This window comes from Okeania sp. SIO3B5, from assembly GCF_010692555.1.
Lineage (GTDB): Bacteria > Cyanobacteriota > Cyanobacteriia > Cyanobacteriales > Microcoleaceae > Okeania.
In genome coordinates this window covers 18,126-29,969 of the sequence record NZ_JAAHHG010000077.1, presented here as the reverse complement: position 1 = coordinate 29,969, position 11,844 = coordinate 18,126, and the positions used below count along the sequence as shown (strand labels likewise).

Sequence of the window (11,844 nt, the reverse complement as noted above, 5' to 3'; positions counted from 1 at the left end):
TCATAGCTGGAACTAACATAGGTTTTTTGCTATTTTTCTGTGGAATTTTGGGAACTTCTGTAAGTCGTGTAGTCTGAAACTCCTGAATGGTCTGTCGTGTAGTCTGAAACTCCTGAATAGTCGCAAGAGTTACCAGATTACTGAACTGGACTTCTAACATAGCTGGAACTAACATGGGTTTTTTGCTATCTTTCCATTAGTTTGACTCTAGTTTAACACTCTTAGAACTTCGGTGATCGCCTTAAGTTTTTCTTTGTATCGAGTTATTAAGGTTTAGTGTCATAGTGAGTGTCTTGCTTACTTGTATTACCAAAATAACCTAATTTAAAATATAGCATTTTCATGTCTAACGAAAAACAACTTAGTCTCTTCGACTGGTCAAACAATAATGATTATTCAGAATCTACCTCTGATTTAGACTTCGACTCCAACCTCATTCCCACAGATGCTAAAATTCCAATTCCATCAGAAACATATCAAACAATGGAGCAAATAGCAGACCATTGTAACCAATGTTGCAGATGTGAACTAGGAAAAAACCGTACTCATGCTGTTATTGGGAGAGGCAACCCCCAGGCAGAAATTATGATTATTGGTGAAGCACCCGGTCAAAATGAAGATGAACAAGGTTTACCATTCGTTGGTAGGTCTGGGCAACTGCTGGACAAAATTTTGGAGTCCGTGGAGCTAAGTAGCGATCGCCACGTTTATATTTCTAATGCTATTAGATGTCGGCCGCCTGAAAATCGGACTCCGACAACTCAAGAAATAGAAGCTTGTAAACCATACTTACTAGAGCAAATACGTCTTGTAGACCCGAAAATTATTCTTTTAACTGGAGCAACGGCAGTTAAAGCTTTGACTGGTGAGAAACGAGGTATAACTAAAATAAGGGGGCAATGGGTGGAATGGGAAGGGCGACTTTGTATGCCCATTTTTCATCCAGCTTATCTTTTGCGAAATCCTTCTCGGGAGCCAGGCAAACCAAAGTGGTTAATGTGGCAAGATATTCAGGCGGTTAAACAAAAATTAGATGAATTAGAAGTTGACATCCTCCCCGGCTGTTAGGCACGGGGATTCCTACCGAGCCGTAACTCCTCGGCGGGTTGACGTTTTGCTTCGCATAGCTGCCGCTAACACAGGCTGCTGCTACCTTGGCGGTAGTCTTACACTTGCCTCCACGTCCGTTTAATGTCTCGGGCTGCCCGCCCGCGACTAATATATTTATTGCTGCATTCTTGTCTCTGTCGTGTTTTGCACCACAATTAAGGCATTCCCATTCTCGCACTTGAAGGTCTAATTTGCCTCCACGAAAACCACAACATGAACATTTTTGAGTCGTCGCCTCCCAACGACTAATTACTCTCAAATCACGACCATATTTTTCTACTTTCCCTTCTAAGAATGTCCGGAATTGTCTCCAACCTAAATCAGAAATTGCTCTGGATAATTTACGGTTTTTAACCATTCCAGAAACGTTTAAATCTTCCAGAATAATTGTTTGGTTTTCACGAATTATTTCAGTAGATAACTTATGCAGGAAATCTGTTCTAGTGTCTTTAAGTAGGGCATGAAATTTAGCTACCCTAAGTCTAGCTTTTTCGTATCTTTTAGAACCTTGAGTTTTCTTGGATAATGATTTACTTAATTTTCTATATTTTTTAATTCGTTTTTTTAATGGTTTTGGTGCGTCTACTTTTTGACCATTGCTGAATGTAGCAAATGTAGAAATGCCTAAATCTATGCCTACTGATTTGCTAGATTCTGGTAGTTTTTGTGGTTGAATTTCTACTACAAAACTCAAGAAATATCTATGGGCTGAATCTTTGATGACTGTTACTGATGATGGTTCTCCTGGTAAAGGTCTTGACCATACTACTTTGAATAAGCCAATTTTTGCTAAATATACTTTGTCTTCATGTACTTGAAAACCTCTTAAGTAAGCATTCAGCCGTCAGCCATCAGCTATCAGCTATTGCCTTTAGTTTAGGCTCAAAGCAATATTTAATTGTCTTACTATAAAAGTTGGCTCCCTTGCACTTCAAATCTATATTAATTTAAACACTGTCCTAGTATGAGAGAGTCTTATTGCTGATAGCTGACAGCGAGCTAGCTGAATGCTTACCCTCTTAAGGTAAACCTGGCAGTTTGTTTTGACCTGCGTTTTTTGAATCTTGGAGGTTTAATTGCTTTACCTTTTCTTTTACCTTTTGTTGAACTAAAAAAGTTTTGATAAGCTTGGTTTAAATCATTTAATGATTGCTGTAATGGTACAACTGAAACCTCTGATAGCCATTCTCTATCTTCAGTATTTTTAGCTTGAGTAATAAAGAGTTTTTGCAGCTCAGAGTTACTTGGTTTTTTCTGACCTAAAATATACTTTTCCTGATAACAAGCTAGGCTATCGTTCCAGACTGTACGGACACAACCAAATAGCTTTGCTAATCGGTGTTTTTGTCCAATTGTTGGATAAATTCGATATTTGTACCTGGCTTTCATTGTTGTTGTTTTTAACTAAGAATATTATAGCATATTTATGGGTATTAAATCAAATCAAAAGTCCCCCTAGAAGAGCTATGCTTTATCAGCAAAATTCTTTACAAAAGTGGATAATGCCTATTATCAAAAGCTTACGAGCATTTTGTTGGTTTTACAAGCTTTGACAAATTGACTAACTTGTGTACTCCTAAAAGTTGTTTTTTGTAGTTGCGATCGCAACGATACTAGGAGCTTTCAGCCTCTAATACATCAAATGATATTTTTGTCAAGTTTTATGTTAAGAAAGATGTGGGTAATGGATAGCTAGAAGAGGGATGCTACGCAAACAGCTATTGCTTTTAGTTGACGATCAAAGCAATATTTAATTCTCTTACGACAAAAGTTGGCTCCCTTGCCATTAAAGTCTATTTTAATTTAAACACTATCCTAATATGAGAGAGTCTTATTGCTGATAGCTGACAGCTAATAGCTAAATGCTTACGAATTAGCCTCTCTAGACACAGAATAATTTGTTAAATTTTTGGTAGAGGTATTTCAATCAATTTATTCTTTGAAGATAAACCCGATTTAATTGTAATTTCTGATTTTTTCACATTAAACTTTTTTGCCAATAGTTTGATTAGTTCTTGATTAGCTTTACCATCTACTGGCGGAGATTTCAAACATACTTTGAAACTGCCATCTACTTCTGCTTCAATACTTTGTTGTTGAGAATTTGGTTTAACTTTTACTTTAAAAATAGCCATCATTAGGGTTTGCTGAAACAGTATTTTTGCCTGGGTAGGAGTGAGGGATACCGATTCAGGATTTAGCATAAATAGTTGTCTTAAAGTAAGCATTCAGCCGTCAGGCATTAGCTATTACTTTTAGTTTAGGATAAAAGCTTTATTAATTGTCTTAACTTCGGATATGCTTAAAAATAGCTGATCTAGTTCATTTTAGATATTTATTTCTATTGTTTTTCCCTTTCTTTTCAAAATTCAATCCTTCTTCCTTCTTCCCTCTTCCTTCTTTCTTACTTCTACCATTTGTAACGAACATTTATCAAACTGATATTAAAGCACTTTTTAAAATAGTGATGTATAGATTTTAATATTGGTTGTTAATGCTTATCCCTCGAGATCAAGTTAAAAATTCCATCTAAAAATTATTGCAAATTGATAAATATCTTGTTTCCAATAAACATTGAAATACTTTATGATATAATCAGGAATAATTGCCTAAAATAGTGCTTTTAGAAACTAGGATTAGATGGAAAAAGAGTGTAACTATTATGAAGTTCTAGGGGTATCAAAAAATGCTTCCACAGAACAGATTAAAAAAGCTTATCATAGCCTAGCACGCCAGTATCATCCTGATGTAAATCCAGGAGATATAAATGCAGCAGAAAAATTTAAAGAAATCAACTCAATGTATGAAATTCTTTCCGATCCATTGAGGCGATCGCAATATGATAAAACAGTAGGACAAGTCAAAGAATTATATAAACAAGGAGTTGCAAAAAGTGAGCTTGGAGATTATCAAGGTGCAATAGCAGATTACACAAAAGCACTAGAAATTAATCCTAATTGGGCAGAAGTTTTATATCGTAGAGGATTTGCTAGTTATAAACTGCAAGATTACCGGAGTGCCGATCTTGATTATACAAAGGCATTATTTTTAGACCCAGACTTAGTAGAAGTTTATTATTATCGGGGTCTATGTCGTATGAAATTAAGATACATTCAGGCTGGCATGGAAGACTATAGCAAAGCATTAGAAATAAATCCCTATTTTGCTCACGTTTATTATCAACGTGGTTTAGTTTATCTAGAGTTGCAAGAACATCGTCTGGCAATAATTGATTTTAAAAAAGCTGCTCAACTTTTTGCAGATCAAGGAGATAAAGCTAATTCTCAAAGAGCGCTAGAAGCTATTAAAAACTTACACCATTTTTCATGGTTAGAAATATTAGAAATATTTCAGACAACTTTTCAGGATGCTTGGATAGCAGTAAAGATTTTTCTTCCTAATCCCATAGGAGGTTTATTACCAGCTTTTACTCAGTTAGAACAAAGAAGGGCATTTAACGTTGCAGTTTTATTTGGCATAATATTTGAAATTTGTTTTGTAGTAGGAACTAATCTAATTTTACAGAGATTAGATAAAGCAAATCATACAGAATTTTTATTATTAATAATTATCGGTATTATTCCCTTTGTAAATTTGACAGTTACAAGTGGTTTTGCCAGACTTATTTTCAAAGCTGATGGTAGTTTAACAGGAGATTTATTTACAGCAGGTGCATCGCTATTACCTCTAGGTTTCATGGTACTACTTAGCGGAGTTTTCAATAACTTGGTAATTAGTATTATTTTAGTTATTTTTGCCCTTTGTTATACAATTTTAACTATGTATAGTGGTTGTCAAAAAATTTCCAATATTTCTGAAGAAAAATCAGCTATAACAGTACCTATTATGTTACTGCTGACTGGGTTGCCATTTGCTTTAATTAACTAGGGCTTGCTGATTAAATCTCAAAGCACTTACTGATATTGCTTTGAGGCTTTTTATATCTTGAAAAAGTATGAGCTTTTCAGCAAGCTTAAGTTAAAAACGTGAGTATTTTCGAGTAGCAAAAGCCGACAAATCACTCTGATTATTGTTTTGGACACTGACTCCGTAATTCCCATTTATTCTACATCCTAACTACTCCCTACTCCCTACTCCCTACAAAGAGCAAAAAGACTTTATTCAGCAAACCCTAATTAAAGAGTAGAAGTCAGAACTCAGGAGTCAAGAGAATTATAGCCTACATTCCACACTTCAATTTATAACATAAAATTTAGTATAAAATCCGTAACTTGCTTAGGTATTTATACTATTGTTGACCACTATAATTTTCTTCTTACTTCTTACTTCTTACTTCTTTTACTTCTTACTTTTGACTTTTGACTTTTGAATTCAGGAGTCAAATTCTCAGTTAAATATTAAGCATAAACATTTACTGAATCCTTGACTCCTGTTGACCACTATAATTTTCTTCTTACTTCTTACTTTTGACTTTTGACTTTTGAATTTTGAATTTTGAATTCAGGAGTCAAATTCTCAGTTAAATATTAAGCATAAATATTTACTGAATCCTTGACTCCTGTTGACCACTATAATTTTCTTCTTACTTCTTACTTCTTTTACTTCTTACTTTTGCCTTTTGACTTTTGACTTTTGACTTATAAAATTAGTCTTAGCTGATAACCACTAATTCACCTATCTTCGAGTAGCTCCTGAATATACCGTACCTCTCTGAGCATCCAAAGTCAAAATCGTGCCATCGCGAACCACACTGGTAGCATTCTTCACCCCCACAATAACTGGTAGTCCTAACCGTAAACCAATAATTGCTGCATGACTGGTAATACTATCCTCCTCCGTTACTACTCCGGCTGCTTTTTGCATTGCATCCACAAATTCAGCATTTGTGTGATTAACTACCAAAATTTCTCCAGGATTAAAATCTCTGACTTCTTTGACACTATGAGCAACACGAGCGCGACCACTAGCATATCCCTGACCAATACCAGTACCTTGACCTAACACTGCAGTCACCACCTCAACCTTAACCAGGTCGGTTGAACCTGCCACACCTTGAATTGTACCTGCAGTCATGACCACTAAATCTCCATCAAATAATAACTCCTTCTCCTGAGCAACACTTATTGCAGATTGAAAAGTCTGACCTGCAGAAGCTAAGTCTAACACCAGTAATGGCTTTATTCCCCAAACCAATTGTAACTGTCTAGCAACATCTACATGAGGAGTCACTGCCAAGATAGGAGTTTTTGGTCGAAACTTAGAAACATTTCGCGCTGTTGCACCTGTTTTAGTCAGAGTCATAATAGCTGCTGCCTCTATCTGTTCTGCAATTTGACCCACCGCTTGGCTAATTGCATTAGGAATTGAATGACCTGTATCATTCATACTAGAAACGTTGCAAGTAATAATTTCCTGCTCAATGCGTTTAGCGATCGTTGCCATTGTTGCCACGGCTTCCACAGGATAATTACCTACTGCTGTCTCATTAGATAACATTACTGCATCCGTACCATCAATAATTGCATTTGCCACATCAGAAATTTCAGCACGGGTAGCACGGGGGTTATTAGCCATACTATCTAACATTTGAGTCGCAGTAATTACCGGAATTCCCATTCGATTAGATGTTGATATCAGTCGCTTTTGCAAAAGTGGCACTTCTTCTGCTGGCAACTCCACTCCTAAGTCACCACGAGCAACCATTACCCCATTACACAAAGCCAAAATTTCTTCCATTTGTTCGATCGCTTCGTGTTTTTCAATTTTTGCCACCACAGGAACCTTTTTTCCCGCATTAGCAATTAATTGTTTAATCTCTAAAACATCCTGGGGGTTACGCACAAAACTTAATGCTACCCAGTCTACTCCTTGATCGAGACCAAACATTAAGTCTTTTCGGTCTTTGTCTGTCAGTGCTTTAATTGAGAGATAAACCCCAGGAAAATTTACACCTTTATTATTGGAAAGAGGACCACCAACTACCACCCGACAATGTAATTGTTTCTCTGCTTTGTCTACTTTTTCCACCAACATTTCTACTTTGCCATCATCAAGGAGAATTTTTGCTCCTTCTGGCACTTCATCTGCTAGGGGTTCATAAGTTACAGAAGACATTTCTTGAGTTCCAGGCATTAAGTGACTGGTCAAAATAAATGGATCTCCCCTTTCTAGAGATATTGAACCATTTTCAAATTTTCCTAATCTAATTTTTGGTCCCTGAAGGTCTTGCAAGATGGCTACAGGTTGATTTAGTTCAAAAGAAGTTTGTCTAATCAATCGAATACTGCGTTGGTGATCTTCATGGGTTCCATGAGAAAAGTTAAGTCTTAGGGTTGTTGCACCAGCTTTGATTAACTCCCGAAGTACATCAGGCTTAGTAGTAGATGGGCCAATAGTTGCGACAATTTTAGTTCGGCGTAAGCCATTTTGCAGTTGCATAATTTCAAAGTTTTAATAGTAATAGGTTAAAACAGGTCTGTTTGATTCTTAAATTATTTCTGAATATTGACTACTCCCCGGAGGTCAGTCACGGGGATTCTAAGCAGATACTACGCAACAGGATAAATCCGTGTTGCTAGTGCAAAAAGGCAGCTATGCTGGAGGCTTTAGTTATCTAGGATAGCAGAAGGCAGAAGGGAAGAAAGGTTATTGTACAAGCTTTTGAACCTTTTTTAACTGGTTAGTTATTTCCGCCATCCTGCACTAGGTTTCTTCTTAGCTGACCAAAGATACACTCTCTGGGGACAAGTCAAAGTGCCCCTACACAGTCGGCTTAAGTAGGGGCGATTCGCGAATCGCCCCTACAGCTTTGCTGCTTACTTTTGCAATTATATTTGCAGCCCCATTACAGTCTGCATTCACAAAACAATTATTACCACTCCTATTACAAACCACGCTTTATTCTTTTCGGTGACGGTTTCCAATCATTGGGTTTCTCACCATAAATAGGCAGATTGTCACCATCTAAAAATGAAGCAATACTTGTATAACTCTCTTGGTGTTTCTATAAATATTATTCCATATTCATCGCACAACTGAGCTATTCTTTCTTTGAGTCTAGCTGTGGGAATTGGTACAAATTCTGAATTACTTTTTTTTCCTAATTCTATTTGATTTTTCTGACCTTTATTCCAACCCAAAACAATTGTACCTATAGAATTTTTTAAACAATGATTAATTACTATTCTGGCTGCTTTATTTATACCGTCACGAATTTGGTTGCGAGGAACGAAGCAATCACGCTTTTCTGTAATGGCAGCTAGTCTATTTGACCAAAATCCCAAAGGTTTATTTTCTTTAATAGTTGATATCTGTTTGTTGTACCAACCCACCCCTTTATTTCCCCTCCCGGGAGGGGATAGGGGTGGGTGTTTCCCATCTACTATCAAACTCGTATTTACATTGGATACACAGGTCAACCAATTATTTACACCATGGTCTATTCCTAAGACATTTTCTTGATTTAATAGAGGTTTAATTACCACTTCTTTTTTATACATAAATTCCCAATAAAAACATCTATTTCTGGGTAATATTCTCAGTTCTTTAATAGCATAAAATGCTCTTATACTAGGAATGGGAATTAAGAAGCAATCTAGACCAAACCAGCGCTTACAGGTATTGCCTAATGGTACTCTAATTTGATTACCTTTAAGTTTTAATGCTTGAGCCGGATAACTAACTGTAGCTAATCCTCCTTTTTTTCTATAGTTAGGAATCCTTGGTCTGTTTGTGATTTTACCTTCACTATACGCAATAATAAGACCATAATAAGAGCGAAATGATTCCGCTACAGTTCTCAATATTTGTTGCGCTGCTTGTGAATATAAAACTTTATAGTGGTTGTTCTTTTTGTATACTTTTTCTAAGTCATACTTACCCAGAGTTTTGTGAGACTTAAAATATAATTGTCTGCCATAATATATTCCCATGTTAGTTAGTTTGTGAGACTGTTCGCACAAGAATTTTAAGATAGCAATTAATTCAGGATTTTTACCTACTAAAACTTGCTGACAACAGTACATTTGAAACGGGCGGACCGAAAAGTTATTGTCGATCATAGTAACAGAGGACAACTAAAGTTGTCTAGTCTAAATAACTCTCTTGTTTTTATGTCCCGGTTGAAACACGGGGGAGCTTCAACGTCGCTTTTCGGTAAAATAAAATACTTCGGATTAAAATCCGACGACTCGCCTTTCATCCATCGCTTAAAAGACGATGGCTTTCATGCTCCCGTGTTATTTAGGTAATTACGCTATATATATAGTTGAAAAAACAAATTATATTTCTTTAATTAATTATTAAAGAAAGTTGATTCACTCTTGGACAAAGTTACCGAATAATTAATAATTAATAATTAATAATTAATAATTAATAATTAAATAATTCTGGTTTAAAGCCTCCCTTTGAAAGGGGATGCTTGAGACCTTATTTTTTGGTCAATGGGGGTGCTTAAAATTGTTTGGGGTAATCCATAAGCAATTTTTCCTTCTGCCTTCTGCCCTCTGCCTTCTACCTAATTTATTTATGATTATGGTACTGGGCAAGATTGATACCTTAGACTACCATACTCAAAGGATGTCAATGTAACTATTAATAATTACTTTTTACTCTTAAAATTGTTTAATTAGCAACAATCTGTATTTTTTCTAATTTAAGTTTTAGGATCGGGGTCTCTATGATCGGGATCGCGATTAACTTTATTTAATTTCTCCCATAACTAAAGATTCTAATTAGGGCTTGCTGATTAAATCTAAAAGCATTGACATATAAAGGCTTTAGCATTTTTGGGGCTTTTAAAAAGTGCAAATTTTTCAGCTCTTTATGCTCAAAAAGTTAGTATTTTAGGCAAGACTATGGCAGAAAAATCATTCTGACAATTGTTAATCCTACCTCCTCTACATTCCCATTTCTCCTGTCTCCTGTCTCCTGTCTCCTGTCTCCTACCCTCACTCATAAGACTTTTTCAGCAGACCCTAATTATTTTGTTTATATTAATATTATTTCATATATCTTTACAAAATTTTGTCTATATCGTATTGTAATAAAAAAAAGTCTCAATTAATTTATAGAGGAGTGCAAATCAAAATGTTGGAGGCAGGGCTGCAAACGACAGTCCCAAGAGAGTTACTAAGCCCGTCTGGAGGCTTAAATACTAACTTACTCATGTTTTTGAGTGCTGTAGGAATAATAGTTTCCTCAACCTGCGGTTACTGGTACTGGCACTTTCCTGGCTGGTGTTGTTTCTTGATGAATGTTCTAGCTCTACATATGGCAGGAACAGTGATTCACGATGCGTCCCATAATTCAGCCCATAAGAATCGGTTAGTTAATGCTATTTTAGGTCACGGTAGTGCGTTGATGTTAGGTTTTGCTTTCCCAGTATTTACAAGAGTACATCTACAACATCATGCCCACGTTAACGATCCAGAAAATGACCCAGATCATTTTGTTTCTACTGGTGGCCCCTTATGGCTAATTGCAGCCCGCTTTTTTTACCATGAAATCTTCTTTTTTAAAAGACGACTTTGGCGGAAATTTGAACTCTGGGAATGGTTTTTTAGCCGTTTAGTAGTATTCACAGTTATAGGTGTGTCCATATATTTTGGGTTTGTGGATTATATTTTAAATTATTGGTTTTCTCCTGCTTTAGTTGTTGGTTTAGCTCTAGGATTATTTTTTGATTATTTACCTCATCGTCCTTTTCAGGAACGCGATCGCTGGCACAATGCTAGAGTTTATCCAAGTGGCTTTCTCAACATTCTGATTTGTGGACAGAATTACCATTTAATTCATCATTTATGGCCTTCTATACCTTGGTATAATTACAAGCCTGCTTATGAAGTTATGAAGCCATTATTAGATGTTAAAGGTTCTCCTCAATCTTTAGGATTATTGCAAGGCAAAAATTTTTGGAGCTTTTTGTATGATGTTTTTTTAGGAATTAGGCTTCATAAGCACCAGCAAGTTCAACCCCAGGGAAAGGGGAAATTAACATTAGAAAAAATTGAGTCTCATCAATAAATTTTTGAACTAATCAAATAATATTTTTGTGAATTACTATGATTGATTTTTCCGATATTTTTGTCCTTTGTTCTAGCAGATAAGTTTTTAGATAGCCCGCAATTTTTCTGTATGATTACTGATAGCTTCCAAAAATCAGTTGGTATGGAAGCCAATGATAACTGATAACTGAAATGACGGTGGCACTATTATTAATAGTGCTAGTCGAGCTGCTTTTCGTGGAGACGATCCCCAACATATATTGTCATTCTGAATAAGACTGGAACACTTTTTTAGCTGAAACTCTTTCAAGGTAAGAAATCCTTGTCTCAATCTTAACTGGAATGACTATAGCAATGAGCGCTCAGGTATTTACAATGTTCAGCTCAAAGTGCAGTAAGCGAAAAGGTGTACCAAAAATAATGTGTAAATATGCCAGCGCACGTTGTTATACTTTTAGATTTAATCAGCAAACCCTAATTATAACCTACATTTCGTACTTCAATTTGTAACATAAAAATTAGTATAAAATCCTGAGGTTGCTTAAATATTTATACTATATAAATTATCTTCATTTACCTCGATCAGGAGTCAAATTCTCAGTCAAATATTCAGCATAAATACTTGCTGAATCGTTGATTTCTATTGACCATTATAATTTTCTTCTTAATGCATGACTTTTGAGTTATACTTTATATGTTACAAATCATCTTAATTACTTTTTTCGTTCATCAAATTCCGAGTAAAAAATTAAGCATAAATACTTGCTCT

General features: G+C 35.7%; 8 protein-coding genes. 3 read left to right on the top strand and 5 right to left on the bottom strand.

The annotated features are described in order from the left end of the window. Positions 1–342 precede the first annotated feature (342 nt). Complete coding sequence (locus F6K54_RS13285) at positions 343–1,068, top strand: uracil-DNA glycosylase family protein (protein ID WP_293078198.1); 726 nt, start codon at positions 343–345, stop codon at positions 1,066–1,068. Here F6K54_RS13285 and F6K54_RS13280 read toward each other — a convergent pair. The 3 genes from F6K54_RS13280 to F6K54_RS13270 all read right to left on the bottom strand — a co-directional run bounded on the left by F6K54_RS13280 (position 1,019) and on the right by F6K54_RS13270 (position 3,245). Beyond that, positions 1,019–1,894 (bottom strand): RNA-guided endonuclease TnpB family protein, encoded by an 876-nt coding sequence (locus F6K54_RS13280; RefSeq protein WP_366558125.1) that lies wholly within the window; start codon positions 1,892–1,894, stop codon positions 1,019–1,021. The genes F6K54_RS13285 and F6K54_RS13280 overlap by 50 nt on opposite strands. Before the next feature lie 227 nt (positions 1,895–2,121). Beyond that, a complete protein-coding gene (locus tag F6K54_RS13275; protein WP_366558124.1) occupies positions 2,122–2,499 on the bottom strand; it encodes a helix-turn-helix domain-containing protein in 378 nt (125 codons plus the stop codon). A gap of 512 nt (positions 2,500–3,011) precedes the next feature. Beyond that, positions 3,012–3,245, bottom strand: coding sequence for a DUF167 domain-containing protein (locus F6K54_RS13270; protein WP_293078202.1), 234 nt, complete (start codon positions 3,243–3,245; stop codon positions 3,012–3,014). 505 nt (positions 3,246–3,750) lie between these two features. Between F6K54_RS13270 and F6K54_RS13265 the strand changes: the two genes are divergently transcribed. After that, entirely contained in the window at positions 3,751–4,998 is a 1,248-nt protein-coding gene (locus F6K54_RS13265; RefSeq protein WP_293078196.1) for a DnaJ domain-containing protein, read from the top strand. A 747-nt stretch (positions 4,999–5,745) separates the two neighbouring features. Here the strand turns inward: F6K54_RS13265 and pyk are convergent. Further along, complete coding sequence (pyk, locus tag F6K54_RS13260) at positions 5,746–7,509, bottom strand: pyruvate kinase (RefSeq protein ID WP_293078194.1); 1,764 nt, start codon at positions 7,507–7,509, stop codon at positions 5,746–5,748. A gap of 518 nt (positions 7,510–8,027) precedes the next feature. Beyond that, positions 8,028–9,095 carry a transposase gene (locus F6K54_RS13255; protein ID WP_293078192.1) on the bottom strand — a complete coding sequence of 356 codons (1,068 nt, stop codon included), beginning with the start codon at positions 9,093–9,095 and terminating at the stop codon, positions 8,028–8,030. 1,063 nt (positions 9,096–10,158) lie between these two features. On the opposite strand from F6K54_RS13255, the gene crtR reads away from it, so the two are divergent. Then, positions 10,159–11,094 carry a beta-carotene hydroxylase gene (gene crtR, locus F6K54_RS13250; RefSeq protein ID WP_293078200.1) on the top strand — a complete coding sequence of 312 codons (936 nt, stop codon included), beginning with the start codon at positions 10,159–10,161 and terminating at the stop codon, positions 11,092–11,094. The last annotated feature ends 750 nt before the right edge of the window (positions 11,095–11,844 follow it).

Coding starts and splice junctions, on each gene's coding strand:
- F6K54_RS13255 (WP_293078192.1), bottom strand. CDS start 9,095: ATGTACTGTTGTCAGCAAGTTTTAGTAGGTAAAAATCCTGAATTAATT.
- crtR (WP_293078200.1), top strand. CDS start 10,159: ATGTTGGAGGCAGGGCTGCAAACGACAGTCCCAAGAGAGTTACTAAGC.
- F6K54_RS13265 (WP_293078196.1), top strand. CDS start 3,751: ATGGAAAAAGAGTGTAACTATTATGAAGTTCTAGGGGTATCAAAAAAT.
- F6K54_RS13270 (WP_293078202.1), bottom strand. CDS start 3,245: ATGGCTATTTTTAAAGTAAAAGTTAAACCAAATTCTCAACAACAAAGT.
- pyk (WP_293078194.1), bottom strand. CDS start 7,509: ATGCAACTGCAAAATGGCTTACGCCGAACTAAAATTGTCGCAACTATT.
- F6K54_RS13285 (WP_293078198.1), top strand. CDS start 343: ATGTCTAACGAAAAACAACTTAGTCTCTTCGACTGGTCAAACAATAAT.
- F6K54_RS13275 (WP_366558124.1), bottom strand. CDS start 2,499: ATGAAAGCCAGGTACAAATATCGAATTTATCCAACAATTGGACAAAAA.